This is a genomic window from Bradyrhizobium sp. USDA 4353 (assembly GCF_054063215.1).
The window spans coordinates 4,844,522-4,859,818 of record NZ_JBSSGB010000001.1; the positions used below are offsets into that span (position 1 = coordinate 4,844,522).

The following is a 15,297-nucleotide window of genomic DNA, read 5'->3' on the forward strand; positions in this document are numbered from 1 at the left end:
ACGGACTGAGACGAAGATCCTGCTGGCCGCCGGCGCGCATGCGCCGATCTATCTCGCCGTGCCGAAGGACTCGCCGATCCGCAAGGTCGGAGATCTCAAGGGGCGCAAGGTGTCGATCTTCCGCGGCACCAACAACCACCTTGCGGCGGTGAAGGTGCTGGCGGGCTACGGCCTGCAGGAGAAGGACGTCCACGTCATCAACATGGACACGGCGACCACGAACGCCGCCCTGACCTCGCGTGACATCGACGCTGCGTTCGGCAACTTCCCGCTCGCGAGCCTGGTCGAGAAGAACATCGCCGAGATCATCTACACCACCAAAGGCGACAACCCGGCCTATGAGCGTCAATCGACCCTGATCGGGCAGGAGGCGTTCATCGCCGCCCATCCCGACGTGACGCAGAAGATCGTCTCCGCAATCGTGCGCGCGGCGCGCTGGTCGTCGGACGAAGCCAATCGCGAGGCGTTCTTCGAGATCTCGGCGCGCTCCGGCTTCCCGGCGTCGGGCTATCGGTTCGACTTCAAGGACCAGGAGCTGAAATACCGCAACTCGCCGATCATCGACGCCTCGATCATCGAGAGCTACCGCGTCCAGGCGCGGCAGGCGAAGGAGTTCGGCCTGCTCCGCCGCAACGTCGAGATCGACGGCTGGTTCGACCGCAGCTTCCTCGACAAGGCCCTGAAGGAGCAGGGGCTGGCCGGCTACTGGCAGGAATTCGGCGCCGACGGCAAGCCGGTGGCGGCGGGCCAATGAGCCTCGCGGTTGAACGGGCAGGCCGTGCCGAGACGCCGATCCGAGAGGCCGCGAGCGCGCGGGGCCGTCTGGAGGTACGCGGCGTTTCGAAAACCTTCACAGTCAATGGCGCGCCGATCGCAGCCCTCGACGATGTTTCGCTGACCGTTCAGCCAGGAGAGTTCGTGGCGCTGCTCGGCCCCAGTGGCTGCGGCAAGTCCACCTTGCTGCGCCTGATCGCCGGGCTCGATCGCGACTATCAGGGCAGCATCGTGCAGGACGGCGACGCCATCACCGGCACGAGCCTGGATCGCGGCATCGTGTTCCAGGAGCCGCGGCTGTTTCCCTGGGCGACCGTCCGCCAGAACATCGCGCTTGGTCTGAAGAATGCGCCGATCAGCGAGGCCGACAAGCGGGAGGCGGTCGCGGCGCATATCGCGCTGGTCGGCCTCGACGGCTTTGCCGAGGCCTATCCGCATCAGCTCTCGGGCGGCATGGCGCAGCGCGCGGCGATCGCGCGCGGGCTGGTCAACCGGCCGCGGCTGCTGCTGCTGGACGAGCCGTTCGGCGCGCTCGATGCGCTGACGCGGGCCCGGCTGCAGACTGAGCTGCAGCGCATCTGGGCACACGAGAAGATCACCATGATCCTGGTGACCCACGACGTCGACGAAGCCGTGTTTCTCGGCGACCGTGTCGTCGTGCTCGCGCCGCGTCCCGGCCGCATCTCGCGCATCTTCGATGTCGCCGCTGCTAGGCCCCGCGGGCGCAGCGACGACGACCTGGTCCGCCTCCGCAACGAGGTGCTGCGCACGCTCGAGAATGACGGCGCAACGGATCCCAGCGCAGACAAAGACCGCCGGAGTGATGCATGAGCGATGCGGTCATCGAGACTGATCTGAGCCCGATGCGCGCACTCGCTGCGCGCGGCTGGCGAGAATGGCCGGGCCATGCGCTGGTCTCGGCTTTGTTCACGCGCGCGAAGGCCGCTGCATGGCTGCTGATCTTCCCGGCCGTCGCGCTGCCGGTCTGGATCATCGGCAGCGAGCGCGGCTGGCTGGCCGAGCAGATTCTGCCACGGCCGGCCGATGTGCTGCATACGTTCAACGAGATGATCGTGAGCGGCGAGCTGGCACAGCATGCCGGCATCAGTCTGCTGCGCGTGCTCATTGGCTTTGCTGTCGGCGCCGCGGCGGGCTTGGTCCTCGGCGCGGCGATGGGTCTGTCGCGGCGGGTCGACGATCACGTCCGACCCCTGTTCACCGCGATCGCGCAGGTGCCTGCGCTCGCCTGGATTCCCCTGGCGATGCTGCTGCTCGGCATCGGCGAGACCTTGAAGATCGTCGTCATCGCCAAGGCCGCCTTCGTGCCGGTGGCGATGAACACCAGCGCGGGGATCGCCAACGTGCCGCGCGCGCTGGTCGAGGTCGGTGAGACCTTTCGCTTTTCGCCGCTGCAGATGCTGCGCCATGTCGTGCTCCCCGGCGCGGTGCCGCCGATCTTCACCGGCCTGCGCTATGGACTGACCCATGCCTGGATCGCGCTGGTCAGCGTCGAGCTGCTCGCCTCGTCGGAGGGGCTCGGCTATCTCCTGGTCTGGGGCCGGCAGATGTTCTGGCTCGACACGGTGCTGGTGGCGATGATCGTGATCGGCGTGATCGGCTTCGTCAGCGACAAGCTGCTGGCAAGCGTCGAGTCGAGGCTGCAGCGGTGGCGCACCGATGGCGTCTGAGACCATCGCGAGATCGAGAGCGACCAGCCTGCGGCGCGGGCTCGTTCTGCCGTTGCTGCTGCTCGCGGCCTGGGAGGCCGGCAGCCATTCCGGCCTCGTCAACCCGCAATTCCTGCCGCCATTGGAGAAGGTCGGGCGCGTGTTCTGGCAGGAGCTCGCGAGCGGCGAGCTGCCGCATGCGCTGGCGACCAGCCTGCGGCGCGACCTGCTCGGCTTCGCCCTCGGATCCGGCATCGGCATCGTGGTGGGCCTGCTGCTCGGCCTGTCGAGCATCGCCGACCGCATCTTCACGACCTGGTTCAACGGCCTCAAGCAGATCGCGCTCTTGGCCTGGATCCCGCTGATCTCGCTGTGGTTCGGCTTCGACGAGGCCGCCAAGATCGTGTTCATTGCATTGGCGGCCTCGATCCCCGTCATCCTCAACACGGTGGAAGGCGTCCGCTCCACCTCGGGGAAGCTGAAGGAGGTCGGTGAGGTCTTCCGCTTCAGCCCGCTGCAGCTGGTGTGGTCGCTGTATCTGCCGGCGGCGCTGCCGTCGATGCTGACGGGGCTGCATCTCGGTTTGATCTATGCCTGGCTCGCCACCATCGGCGCCGAGTATTTCATGGCCGCCGGGCCCGGCATTGGCGGCCTGATCATCTCGGGGCGCGAGCGCTTCGAGATGGCGCTGGTGATGCTCGGCATCGTGGTGGTCGGCCTGGTCGGCTTCATCGTGGACCGCAGCGCCACAGCGATCGAGCATCGGCTGGTGCGCTGGCGCAATGCGTGAGCGAGGGCGGGACCGGCCAGCGCCGCGCGAGTGGAGCGCGCTGTTCTAGCGCAGACGTCGCGCGACGATGATCCCTTCTTTCGGAACTGATAAGTTTGAAAGCCAATTCTGCTGGCTCGCGTATAGCCTTCCTCTGCGTGTCGCTGACCTGACTGCGCAGTTTCAGATGCAACGATCAGCGACCTGACACACCAGATATGCATCGGGAGCCCGGCATGGCTAGCGTCCACTCAGTTCCGCAATCCAATCCAGCCGCAGCGCGGTCGATCCAGTCATCCGACGTCTCCAGGCTCTCCGCTCGGCTCGGCGCCGAGATCCGCAATGTGAAATTGTCGGGTGATCTGCCCGATCAGCTCATCACGGAGATCAACGATCTCCTGCTGCAGCATCGTGTCATCTTCTTCCGCGGCCAGGAGCATCTCGACGATGCCGGGCAGGAGCGCTTTGCCAAGCGTCTCGGCGACCTCGTCCCGCATCCGACGGTCGGCGCCATCAAGGGCACGGCGTCGATCCTCGAGCTCGACTCCGCGCGCGGCGGTGGCCGGGCCGATTCCTGGCACACCGATGTCACCTTCGTCGACGCCTATCCCAAGGCCGCCGTGCTGCGCGGCGTCGTGATCCCGGAATTCGGCGGCGACACGATCTGGTCCAACACGGCGGCGGCCTACCAGGATCTTCCGGCGCCGCTGCAGCGCTTGGCTGACGATCTCTGGGCCGTGCACAGCAACGCCTACGATTATGCCGCGACAAGGAGCCGGGCGACCGAGGCCGATCGCAAGCATTTCGAGGAGGTGTTCACCGGCACGATCTACGAGACCGAGCATCCTGTCGTGCGCGTGCATCCGGAGACCGGCGAGCGCACGCTGCTGCTCGGCAATTTCGTCCAGCGCTTCGTCGGCATCCGCAAGGCCGACGGCCAGAAGCTGTTCGACCTGTTCCAGTCCTACATCACGGCGCCGGAGAACACCGTGCGCTGGCGCTGGAAGGCCGGCGACATCGCGATCTGGGACAACCGTGCCACCCAGCACATCGCCGTCAACGATTATGGCGACCAGCACCGCATCGTGCGCCGCGCGACCATCGATGGCGACATCCCGGTCGGTGTCGACGGCCGCACCAGCGTGACCCGGGTCAAGGCGGCGAAGCCGGCCAGTCGGGCTGCGTAGCGTCTGTTGTCGGCAGGCGAGCAGCGGCCCGTGAGGACACGGGCCGCCGCTTCGACCAACCATTCCCTGGACGAGCATTTCCGAAGTCCTGGCACAGTGATCATTTAACCCCGGCTGTCATCGTCCGCGAAGACGGACGATCCAGTACGCTGTGACAGCTCGGTGAATCTCTTCTGCCTCGGAGTACTGGATGCCCCGCTTTCGCGGAGCATGACAGCGATGGGGATGGCGAGAACTCAATTCGGAAACGACCGGTTCCAAGGAAACGCGCGGCTAGTCAGGCTTACGCGCGAAGGCGTAGCGGAGATAGCGGGCGAGCTTCAGGCCCTCGGGAGTGCGGTGCGCTTCCACCAGCTTCGCAAAGACGGCGCGGATCTGCTTGCCTTCGGCAGGGGAGAAGCCGTCTAGAAAATTGCCGAACGCGCTGCTCTCGGACCAGCCGAGCAGCTGATCGGCGCTGGCATGCGTCTCCACCAGGGTTCGCAGCTCGCTGTGATAGTCGACGAAGCCCGTCTGGTCGAACAGCGCGCGCAGCTCGTCGTCGGTCGCGGCATGGACGCCATGGGCGGTGAGCCGGCCGGCATCGAGGCCGACCTCGGCCACCCCGCGCCGCAGCAGCAGGCGGGACTCGTGCGGGGCGGTGGGGTCCTGAATGGTGAGGCCGATGCGGCCGCCCGGCCGCAGCACCCGCGCGGTCTCGGCCAGCACCGTCCGTTTGTCGGCGATCCAGTGCAGCACGCTGTTGAAGTAGACGACGTCGAACTCGCCGGCTGCGAAGCGGGAGAGATTCTCGGCGCGGCCGGTGTCGAAGACGAGGTTGGTCGACTGGCGCAGCCGCGCGATGGCGATGCGGCTGTCCAGCGGATCGACGCCAACGACGTGGCCCTTGGGCCCGACGAGATGAGCCGCGAACTCCGCAAGCCGGCCGGTCCCGGTGCCGACATCGAGCACGCGCTCTCCTGACTTGAGCGCCAGCTGCTCGAGCAGCAGCTTGCCATGGTTGAACTGGATGACGCCGAGCTGCTCATAGGCGCGGGCGAGCTCCGGCGTGTCCTGCTGGAGGCTAATGACGGCGAGGGGATCTGACATGGCGATATCCGTTCGAGTGCCGGACGCCCTTGGAAGGGAGCGAAACGGCTGAGCAAATCGAAACTTTAGCGGGGCCGTGTCGATGCTGTCGATGAAATGGATTTGCGTAGTTGTGGGCGAAGCGAGAATGAACGCCTCGTGCACATGGTTTATTTCTCGATCATCGTCCTCATTAGTCGATCGTTGCAACAGTGCGAAAACAAAGCCTGTTCTGTTTCATTGACCGCGTTGCGATCGCTTCTAGGATCAAACGACTGCGTCGGTTCTTCGGTGATCATACGTCATGAGCGGCGATCGGCTTTTCCTCCTCACACCCGGATTTCGCGATGAGGCGCATCCCGGACGGTTCTTCGTCTGTCCGCATTGCAATGCGATCGAAGGATTGCTCGGCTCATTCCCAGGCCTTGCGACGCAGATCGAGGTTCATCGCCTGCCGTTCGAGAGGCCGCGCGAAGCGGTCGTGGCGCTGATCGGCTGGGAGCATCAGTCCTTGCCGGTCCTGATCTTCGCCGACGACAAGCCGGTGCCGGCCGACGCTGACATCGCCAATGGCCGGCGCTTCATCGACGATCCCGGCCGCATTCTCGCCTATCTCGCGGACCGCTACGGCTTTCCGCACATCCATTGATCCACAGTTCCGGAGACGACAAATGTCCCAACCCCAACTCGACGCGACCGCACGCGAGACGCTGCGGCTGATCGGCCCCGATCCGCAGAACTGGGTGCCTGATCGCGATGGCGTCGACCACAACGTATTCGTGGTCGGCGGCGGACATTCCGGCAGCACCTTCGCTTTCGCGCTGCGCCGTGCCGGAAATCGGCAAGGTGACGGTGATCGACGCGGCGAAGAACGCTGCCAGCAGCGGCATCTGGCTCACGAGCGCACGCATGAACAAGCTGCGCACGCCGAAGACGCTGCCGGGGCCGGAGCTCGGCCTTCCCGGTCTGAGCTTCCAGGCCTGGTACGAGGCGCGCCACGGCGAGGCGGCTTATTCGGAGATTGACCGGATCGCGCGGGTCGACTGGGCGGCCTATCTCGACTGGTACCGCTCGGTCCTCAACATCAATGTCCAGTATGGCACGCGGCTGCTGCGGATCGAGCCGGCCGGCGGCCATCTCAAGCTGCATCTGGAACGTGACGGCAAAGCGCGCATCGAAACGGCGCGCAAGGTCATCCTGGCCAACGGCTTCCTCGGCGCGGGCGGACCGTATGTGCCCGAGGTGATCGCGCATAAGCTGCCGGCGTCGTTCTATGCCCATACCTCGCAGGCCATCGATTTCACTGCGTTGCGCGGCAAGTCGGTCACGGTGGTCGGCAGCGCGGCGTCGGCGTTCGATGCGGCGGCGGTCGCGCTGGAGAGCGGGGCGAGCGAGGTTCATCTGTTTGCCCGTCGCCACGAACTGGCCTCGCTGCCGGTGATCCGCATCCGCGGCTATCCCGGCGCCTACGACAATTACGGCGCGCTGCCGGATGCCATCCGCTGGCACCAGGCGATCCGTTTTCGCCAGGCCGGCTCGACGCCGCCGCCGGATGCGATCTCGCGGGCGGCTCGGCATCGCAACTTCCATCTGCACCTGTCGTCGCCATGGACGGATGTCCGTGTCGAAGGCGCGCAGGGGATCGCTGTGACGCCGCGCGGCGACTTCAAATTCGACTTCGCCATCGTCGGCACCGGCTTCACCGTCGACGCGCATCGCAGGCCGGAGCTCGCCGACTTCGCAGACGACATCCTGCTGTGGCGCGACCGCTTCACGCCGCCGGCCGATGAGCAGGACGATGGCCTCGGCGGCTATCCGTATCTCGGGGCCGGGCATGAGTACCTGGAGAAGCAGCCGGGACGTGCGCCGTTCCTGAAGAACATCCACGTGTTCAATCCGGCCGCCTTCGTCAGCTACGGCCTGCCGGTCGGCGATGTCCCCAGCTTCAAGCGCGACATTCCGGGCGTGGTGTCGCGGATCAGCCGCGATCTCTTTCTGGACGATCTGCCGGCGCATGAGGCGCGCATCAACGGCTCCGTCGATCCCGACTTCAATGGCGAGCTCTACGCATCGGCGATCTGGCGCGGCGCGCTCAACGTCGCGGCCGAGTAGGAGTGACTGCCGGCGCGCTTCGGTGCGCCGGCGTTCCCAATCGTGAGATGACTGGTGTCGATCAGGCGGCCGTGATCATCGCGCGGCGATGCGGTGCCGACGTCGGAGCCGCCGCACCCGAGGGGATCGAAGCCAGCAGCGCACGCGTGTAGCCCTCGCGCGGCGTGTCGAAGATCTCGGCGACGGTACCGTGCTCCACGATGCGGCCGCGGTGCATCACCGAGACGGTGTGGGCGAGCTGGCGTACCAGCGCCAGATCATGCGACACGAACACATAGGTCAGTCCCAGGCTCGCCTGCAGCGACAGCAGCACCTCGACGATACCGGCCTGGACGGTGACGTCGAGCGCGGAGGTCGGCTCGTCCAACACGATCACGTCAGGTCTCAGCACGAGCGCGCGGGCGATCGCCACGCGCTGGCGCTGGCCGCCCGACAGCGCGCCCGGCCTGCGCCCGAGCAGATGCTCGCCGAGCCCGACATCGGCCAGCGACTGCCGGACCTGCGCGTGCCGCGCCTCCGCTGTGCCGATCTTGAACCGGTCCAGCGGCTCGCGGATGAGTCGCTCGACGGTCCAGGTCGGGTCGAGCGAGGTGAACGGATTCTGGTAGATCAGCTGCAGGTGCCGCCATGCCGAGCGCAAGGCCTTGGGCGAGCGGCCATTGAGCGTCTCGCCGGCGACCGCGATCGTGCCGCTGTCGGGCTGCTCGAGCCCGAGCAGCAGCCGGATCGTCGTCGTCTTGCCGGAGCCGGACTCGCCGACGAGCGCATGCGTGGTGCCCGCCGGCACCGTAAACGACACGTCGTCGACGGCCGTCAGCGTCTTGTCGCCGAGCGTGAAGGTCTTGGTGACGGAGTGGACTGCGATCTTCGCGGCTGTGACCTGCGCGAGGTTGCGTGCGCCGGAGGCGCGCAAGCTTGCGTAGCGGTCGGGGTTGAGCGCGGGGACATCGGCATGCAGCTTCCGGGCGTAGGCCGAGCTCGGCGTGGAGAACACGGATGACGTCCTGCCGGCCTCCTGGACGACGCCGTCCTTCAGCACCACCAGCGCATCGGTCCGCTCGGCGGCGATCGCGAGGTCATGGGTGATCAGCAGCAGGCTGATGTCGAGCTCGGCCTGCAATCGCGACAGCAGATCGAGGATGCGCTTCTGGATTGTGACGTCGAGCGCCGAGGTCGGCTCGTCCGCGACCAGCAGCGACGGCCGCGGCAGCACCGCGAGCCCGATCAGCACCCGCTGCAGCATGCCGCCGGACAGCTGATGCGGATAGGAGGCGATGACGCGCTGGGGATTGTCGAGGCCAACCTGGGCGAAGGTCTCCAGGATGCGCTGCTGCCGGACTCTTTGGTCCGGCTCGTCGAGCAGCGCGGCGGCCTCCATCGCTTGGGCGCCGATCGTGCGCACCGGGTTCAGCGCATTGCCGGGATCTTGCGGCACGAAGCCGATGGCGCGGCCGCGCAGCGGCCGGAAGCGGCGCTCGGACAGCGCGAGCACGTCCTGGCCGTCGAAGGCGACACGGCCGGTCGCCTGTCCGCCGCTCGGCAGCAGCCGCAGCACCGCGCGCGCAATCGTCGACTTGCCCGAGCCGGACTCGCCGATCAGGGCAAGACTCCTGCCGCGGCCGAGCTCGAAGCTGACATCGGACACGACCTGCTGCCGGCCGTAGGACACGGACAGGCCATCGACGCGGAGCAGGGGAGCCTGTGGCTGCGAGGCCGGCGCCTCGATGGCGTCGCGGCTGAATGTAGCGCTCAGTCTGTCCGGCGAAGCCATCGGCTGATCCTGTTCAATGAGAGCACGGTCCCGATCGTGACGAAGGCCGGCGCGTAGACGAGCCACGGCCATCTCAAATAATCCTTGCCGATCGAGATCAGGAGGCCCCAGTCGGAGGCGGGCGGCGGGTCGCCATAGCCGAGGAAGGCGAGGCTCGCGATCACCAGGATCGACAGGCCGAACTGCAGCACCGCGAGCGGCAGCACCGAGCGTGAGGCGTTCGGCAGCACATGCCGCAGCAGGATGTGCCGGCGCGAGCCGCCGAGCAGGAACGAGGCCTCGACGAACACCGCCTGCCGCGTCTTGATCACCTCCGAGCGCATCACGCGCGCGAACACCGCCACCGCCGAGATGCCGGTTGCAATCGCCGCATTGGTCGTGTCGAAACCGAGCGCGGTGACGATGATCACGGCGAGCAGGAAATGCGGGATTGCCAGCAACACGTCGGCGAGACGCGCCAGCACGATGTCGACCCAGCCGCCGAAGAACCCGGCGAGCAGCCCGATGAGGCCGCCGGCGACGGCGGCGATGCCGACGGCGATCAGGGCGGAGCTGACCGACGACGCCGTGCCATGCACGACACGCGCATAGAGGTCGCGGCCGAGATGGTCGGTGCCGAACCAATGCGTGGTGCTGGGGCCGAGCAGCTTGTCGGCGGGCACGCCGGTGACGGGGCTGTAGCTGCTGAACAGGCCGGGCGCGATTGACCAGGCGATGACGAGCGCAATGATCGCGAAGGACAGCAGGACGGTTGGCGGCACCTTGAGAGCCGCCAGCCGGCCGGTCGTCGGGATGAATGCTGAGGAGGAGAGCAGGCTCATGGCGTCACCGCCTGAGGTGGCACGGCAGCAACCTCGTCCGCCGAGGTCGGGCGCCGGCTGGCGGCGCCGATCAGCTTCACGCGGGGGTCGAGCAGCGGATAGACGAGATCGGCGAGCAGGTTCACCAGCACGAACACGACGGCGGCCAGCGAGACCACCGCCTGCAGCACCGGCAGATCCTGCGTGCTCACCGAGCGCTGCACCAGGCTGCCGATGCCGGTGCGGCCGAACACCGTCTCGGTGATCAGCGAGCCGCCGAGCAACTCACCCAGCGTCAGCGCGATGATGGTGACGACCGGCAGCGACGACGGCTTGAGCAGATGCTTGAAGAACAGACGAATGGGCCCGAGGCCGCGGCTGCGGGCCACATTGGCGTAGTCCTGCGCCCGCTCGTGGTCGAGATTGGCGATCAGGACTTCCGCGATCTGCGCCGACACGGGGATGCCGAGCGCGATCGCGGCGAACAACGTTGCCCAGAAGCTGTTCGGCGCGATCACCTTGAACAGGCCGAGCTGAAAGCCGAACAGATGGATCAGCACCAGGCCGATCACGAAATTGGGCACCGACAGGAACAGCGACGGAAAGCCGCGCAGCAGGCCCTGGCCATATCGCTTCGGCACGAACTGCGTGCCATAGGCGATGACGCTTGCCAGCAGCAGCGCGACCGCGAACCCTGAGGACGCGAGGATCAAGGTCGACGGCAGAACCTCCGCGATCAGCGTCGTGACCGGCCGGCTCGAGCGCATCGACAGTCCGAAATCGCCGACCAGGAAATGCGTCAGCGACGTCCAGAGCTGCACCAGCACCGGCTTGTCGAGACCTTGGGCTGCGATGATCTGCCGGATCTCGTCCTCGGTGAACCCGTTCTGCGGATCGCGCAGCACGTTGGTGATGGGATCACCGGGCAGGATGCTGACGACGACGAAGGTGAAGACATAGGCCAGCAGGATGACGACGACGGCCTGGGCGAGCCGCCGCGCGGCAAAGCCGAGATAGGCATTGCTCATGCCGCCTGCCTCCTCACCTCTCCTGTCCGCAACGCGGGCTACTCACCCTTGGTCGCCGTGTAGTAGCTGGCATAGGCGATGCCGTTGTAGACCACGCCCTTGAGCCGCGGCGACTGCACGTAGATGCGCTGTACGATCTGCGTGCGGGGAATGAAGTAGCCTTGCGTCAGCACGTAGCGCTGCAGCTCGTCGAGCAAGGGCGCGCGGATCTCGGTGGTGCCGGCGCTCGCAATCCTGTCGCGCAGCTCGTTGAGCTTGCCGTCGCTCTCGCCGAGCGCGAACCAGTTCTCACCATTGTTGGCGTTGGTCAGGATGCTGGCCACCGTGCCAGCATCGATGAAGCTGCGGGTCACCTCATAGGCCGGGACCGCTGGGCCGCCGAACGCGACCTTTTCGCCGAAGGTCACGACGTCATAGGCCCGAATAAAGACCTTCCAGCCGACCTTGCCGAGCTGCTGGGCGATCAGCTCGTCGACCGGCTTGGCCGTGGCGAGGTAGGGATTGGAGTAGAGCGTCAAGATCAGCGGCTTGCCGTCCTTGCTGCGGACGCCATTGGCGCCCTTGATCCAGCCGGCCTCGTCAAGCAGCTTGCCGGCTTTGTCGGGATCATAGGCCAGCAGCGCGCTCTGGTCCGTGGCGCCGGGCACGTTGCTCTGGATGAACGAGGTCGCGAGCTTCCACGCCGGCGTATAGACGGTGTCGATGATCTCCTGCCGGTTGATCGCGGCCTGCAGCGCCTGGCGCACCTTGACGTCGTTGTAGGGCTCCAGCTTGGTGTTGATCGCCCAGCCGTTGACGAAGCCGAGATAGCGCGGCGTTGCCACGGTGAAGCCGGCGTCCTTGAGTGATTTCAGCTCTTGCGGGGACGCATTGTAGGCGACGTCGGCCTGGCCGGACTGGACGGCGGCGACACGCAGCGACTGTTCCGCGACGAGCTTGTAGGTGATCGAATCGAGGAAGGCAGGGCCTGTATGGCCGACAGCCGCAGGGCCCCAATTGTAGTCCTTGCGCTTGACCAGCTTGACGAAGTCGCCTTCCTTCCAGGACTCGACCACATAGGGGCCGCTGCCCGAGGTCTTGCCGAGGTCGGCCTGCTGCCCGGCGGGCTGCGCCAGCGTTTTCGGCGAGATCAGGATCGAGCCGTGATAGCCGAGCGTCGGGATGAAGCCGAGTGTCGGCGCCTTGAACGAGACCTTCACCGTGGCGGCGTCGACGGCCTCGGCACTCTTGTAGGTCTTCGGAAACAGGCCGATCGGGTTGATGCCTTCGTTCTTGCGGCCCGCGTACCAGATGTCGAGATTGGCCACCACGGCGGCGGCGTCCAGTGGCGTGCCGTCGGAGAAGGTCACGCCCTTCTTCAGGTGAAGGATGAACGAGGTGGCGTCCTCGTTCTGCTCCCAGCTCTCGGCGATCCAGGGGCTGACCTTGCCGTCGGCGTCGACATAGACGAGCTTGTCGGTGACGTGGCCCCAGATATGGCCCTGGAAGCTCGAGATCGCGCTGTTGTTCGGGATCCAGGTGCTGCCCAGCGAGTCGATCAGGAAGACGATGTCGCCCCCGTTCTTCGCCGCGCCGGCGCCATGGGCCGCGGGCAGGGCGGTCATCGCGACCAGCGCCGCAAAGCCGCTCATCAGCACGCGTCGTCGGGCGAGGGAGAGCGAAGGAAAGCGCGAGAGCATGATGTGAGCCGTTGGTTTCGAGTGAATCTCTGAACCTCCCTAGCAAAGGGAAAATCCCGAGATCTGGCCATTCCAAATTTGGCGCGAGACCGGCAACAAACATCTCTGGATCGCGGGTGCATCAGTGCTGTCGTCGCGGCCCAGTCGGGCAGCGGCAAGTCTGCATGACCGCGACCGAGGGTAGGTGACCTGCTCGCCGCCGGGATCATCAGCTTTCAGATGGCGGTTGCCGTGCTGACCATGCCGCGGGTGCCCGCACTGACGACCACGCCACAGACTCTTCGAGGCGATCCGACAGGTGTTGCAATTCGACGCGGCCGCAAGGGTCAGAATATTGCTGTGGAATCAGGATGCCGCTGTCGGCCTCGCCAACGGCATCCGAGCTGATCTAAATGCCATCGGCACGTTCCAGACATGAGGCGTTGCCGAGTTGAAAACTAAGAAAGTCGACGAACCGACGCAGCTTCAAAGAGGTATGACGCTTGCTAGGATAGACTGCGTGGATCGCCAAATCTGACGTTCCATGATCCTCCAGAAGCGCAACAAGCGTTCCGCTGGCAATAGACGGCCCGAACACGAAGCTTGGGCCGTACGCAACGCCGGCGCCTGTCAATGCCGCAGAGAGCAGCATCTGCATATTGTTAGACGCCAGTCGGACGGGCCCGTCGATCATGTGGGTTTGCCCGCGGGAATCGGTCAGACTCCAATCTCCGGAAGATACAGCGTCTGTGAAGGCCAATCTCGGTGCTCGACGCAGCTCTTCTGCCGTTCGCGGTGTGCCATGGCGTTTCACGAACGAAGGCGCCGCGCAATAAACCATTCGACATGGAGCGAGGCGCCTGGCGACAAGATCGGAATCTTGCAGAACGCCAATGCGGATCGCTAGATCAACGCCTTCTGCCAACAGGTCGATATAGCGATCGCTCAGCAAGGTTTCGATCGCAACTTGGGGATAAGCTGCCAGGAAGCTCCCGATCACCGGACCAAGATGCATGGCGCCGAATGTCGTTGGAGCGGCGATCCGCAAGATCCCCTTGACGCTCGCCTGTGCTTCCCGCGCTTCCGCATTGGCGTCTTCTACTGCGTCGAGGATCTGCTTGCAGCGCGAGTAATAGGCCTTTCCCACTTCCGTCAGCTTCAGCATTCGCGTGCTTCGCTGGAGCAGTCGCGCCTGCAAGTCGGCCTCGATGGCCGAGACATGTTTCCCCGCCATGGATGGCGAAAACCCGAAGCGCCGGGCGGCGCCGACGAGACTGCCTTCCTCCACTGCCGCCACGAACACCGACATGCTGGTCAACCGGTCCATCCTCTCCTCCATTCGAGAGCAAGATTATCAGGTGGTGATAGATGTTGACCAATTCTATCTCCTTGTGATCGACGCTAATTTCCTAGCGCCGGCCACCAGCGGCCGACTGCAACGAGAGGCGGACGGATGAAAGTCGCAGCAAATGGAGTTTCCCTGCACGTCGACGAGCAGGGCAGCGGAGATTTGTCGTTGGTCTTCCTGCACTATTGGGGCGGCTCATCCCGCACATGGCGGCTCGTGACAGCCGAACTCGCGCCGAGATTTCATACAATCGCCATCGATCACCGCGGTTGGGGGCAATCCGAAGCGCCCGCGACAGGCTATGCACTGGCGGATATGGCCGCAGACGCCGAGGGCGTGATCGCAGCGCTCAATCTGCACCGCTATGTCTTGGTCGGCCATTCCATGGGCGGCAAGGTCGCCCAGTTGATGGCGTCGCGCCGGCCTGCTGGTTTGGCAGGCCTTGTGCTTGTCGCACCTTCTCCGCCCAGTCCCATGGCCCTTCCGGTAGCGGCGCGCGAAATGATGATCGGTGCCTACGACAGTCGCGCAACGATCGAGGCGACGCTCGATCATGTGCTGACGGCGAAGCCGCTTGCCGGCGAGCTTCGCGAGCAGGTCATTGAGGACAGTTTGAAAGGTGCGCCGGCTGCCAAGCTGGCTTGGCCGCGGGCGACAAGTCAGGAGGACATTACCGAACAGGTCGGCAAGATCGAGGTCCCGATGATTGTCGTTGCCGGGGACATGGACAAGGTCGATCCGCCGGATGTTCTCAGGGCCGAGCTCCTGTCACGTGTGCCCGGCGCCACCCTGCAAGTGTTGGCCGGAACCGGGCATCTGTCGATGCTGGAATCTCCCTTGGAAGTCGCCGCGCTTATTCAAAGCTTTTGCGAGCGGCTCGTTTAGACTACTGCGCCGAGCTAGGCTCATGCTGCTCCGGCGAGCGTTCAATCTGCGACCTTCTCGGTCATGTTTGCCGTCCCCGCGGCCTCCATCTTTCGACGCAGGTTCCGGTGACAGTGCTGCGCTGTGACCTCATGCGCAACGCTCCGGATCAGCTTGGAAGGAGCCCGCTGAAGGCAGGCGTCTTGAAGAGCGAGGCCCCGGCTGCGGCCTCGTGGTTGAGGCGCGCCGCC

General features: G+C 65.6%; 14 protein-coding genes. 8 read left to right on the plus strand and 6 right to left on the minus strand.

Features of this window, described 5'->3' with window-relative positions:
* Positions 1-58 precede the first annotated feature (58 nt).
* The 5 genes from ACVILH_RS21790 (at position 59) to ACVILH_RS21810 (ending at position 4,397) form a co-directional block, all read left to right on the plus strand.
* Positions 59-754: an ABC transporter substrate-binding protein gene (locus ACVILH_RS21790; protein WP_456714708.1), complete on the plus strand. Its 696-nt coding sequence runs from the start codon at positions 59-61 to the stop codon at positions 752-754.
* A complete protein-coding gene (locus ACVILH_RS21795; RefSeq protein WP_456714709.1) occupies positions 751-1,605 on the plus strand; it encodes an ABC transporter ATP-binding protein in 855 nt (284 codons plus the stop codon). The genes ACVILH_RS21790 and ACVILH_RS21795 overlap by 4 nt, the downstream gene beginning before the upstream one ends.
* The gene (locus tag ACVILH_RS21800; protein ID WP_456714710.1) at positions 1,602-2,462 is read left to right on the plus strand and encodes an ABC transporter permease; all 861 of its coding nucleotides are present in this window, start codon (positions 1,602-1,604) and stop codon (positions 2,460-2,462) included. Before ACVILH_RS21795 ends, ACVILH_RS21800 begins: the two co-directional genes overlap by 4 nt.
* A complete protein-coding gene (locus ACVILH_RS21805; protein WP_456714711.1) occupies positions 2,452-3,231 on the plus strand; it encodes an ABC transporter permease in 780 nt (259 codons plus the stop codon). The genes ACVILH_RS21800 and ACVILH_RS21805 overlap by 11 nt, the downstream gene beginning before the upstream one ends.
* Before the next feature lie 215 nt (positions 3,232-3,446).
* Complete coding sequence (locus tag ACVILH_RS21810; protein ID WP_456714712.1) at positions 3,447-4,397, plus strand: TauD/TfdA dioxygenase family protein; 951 nt, start codon at positions 3,447-3,449, stop codon at positions 4,395-4,397.
* Positions 4,398-4,670: 273 nt separating this feature from the next.
* On the opposite strand, the gene ACVILH_RS21815 is transcribed toward ACVILH_RS21810, so the two are convergent.
* Complete coding sequence (locus ACVILH_RS21815) at positions 4,671-5,486, minus strand: class I SAM-dependent methyltransferase (RefSeq protein WP_456714713.1); 816 nt, start codon at positions 5,484-5,486, stop codon at positions 4,671-4,673.
* A gap of 283 nt (positions 5,487-5,769) precedes the next feature.
* Here ACVILH_RS21815 and ACVILH_RS21820 point away from each other — a divergent pair, with 283 nt between their 5' ends.
* Positions 5,770-6,114: a DUF3088 domain-containing protein gene (locus ACVILH_RS21820; RefSeq protein ID WP_456714714.1), complete on the plus strand. Its 345-nt coding sequence runs from the start codon at positions 5,770-5,772 to the stop codon at positions 6,112-6,114.
* A gap of 107 nt (positions 6,115-6,221) precedes the next feature.
* Positions 6,222-7,577: a SidA/IucD/PvdA family monooxygenase gene (locus ACVILH_RS21825; RefSeq protein WP_456714715.1), complete on the plus strand. Its 1,356-nt coding sequence runs from the start codon at positions 6,222-6,224 to the stop codon at positions 7,575-7,577.
* 61 nt (positions 7,578-7,638) lie between these two features.
* Here ACVILH_RS21825 and ACVILH_RS21830 read toward each other — a convergent pair whose 3' ends face one another.
* The 5 genes from ACVILH_RS21830 to ACVILH_RS21850 form a co-directional block, all read right to left on the minus strand.
* A complete protein-coding gene (locus tag ACVILH_RS21830) occupies positions 7,639-9,348 on the minus strand; it encodes a dipeptide ABC transporter ATP-binding protein (RefSeq protein ID WP_456714716.1) in 1,710 nt (569 codons plus the stop codon).
* Positions 9,327-10,169, minus strand: a complete 843-nt coding sequence (locus ACVILH_RS21835; protein WP_456714717.1) for an ABC transporter permease — start codon at positions 10,167-10,169, stop codon at positions 9,327-9,329. Before ACVILH_RS21835 ends, ACVILH_RS21830 begins: the two co-directional genes overlap by 22 nt.
* Positions 10,166-11,176, minus strand: a complete 1,011-nt coding sequence (locus tag ACVILH_RS21840) for an ABC transporter permease (RefSeq protein WP_456714718.1) — start codon at positions 11,174-11,176, stop codon at positions 10,166-10,168. The genes ACVILH_RS21835 and ACVILH_RS21840 overlap by 4 nt, the downstream gene beginning before the upstream one ends.
* 38 nt (positions 11,177-11,214) lie before the next feature.
* Complete coding sequence (locus ACVILH_RS21845) at positions 11,215-12,855, minus strand: ABC transporter substrate-binding protein (RefSeq protein WP_456714719.1); 1,641 nt, start codon at positions 12,853-12,855, stop codon at positions 11,215-11,217.
* A 388-nt stretch (positions 12,856-13,243) separates the two neighbouring features.
* Positions 13,244-14,161: a LysR family transcriptional regulator gene (locus tag ACVILH_RS21850; protein WP_456714720.1), complete on the minus strand. Its 918-nt coding sequence runs from the start codon at positions 14,159-14,161 to the stop codon at positions 13,244-13,246.
* A 126-nt stretch (positions 14,162-14,287) separates the two neighbouring features.
* On the opposite strand from ACVILH_RS21850, the gene ACVILH_RS21855 reads away from it, so the two are divergent.
* Positions 14,288-15,067, plus strand: coding sequence for an alpha/beta fold hydrolase (locus ACVILH_RS21855; RefSeq protein ID WP_456714721.1), 780 nt, complete (start codon positions 14,288-14,290; stop codon positions 15,065-15,067).
* The last annotated feature ends 230 nt before the right edge of the window (positions 15,068-15,297 follow it).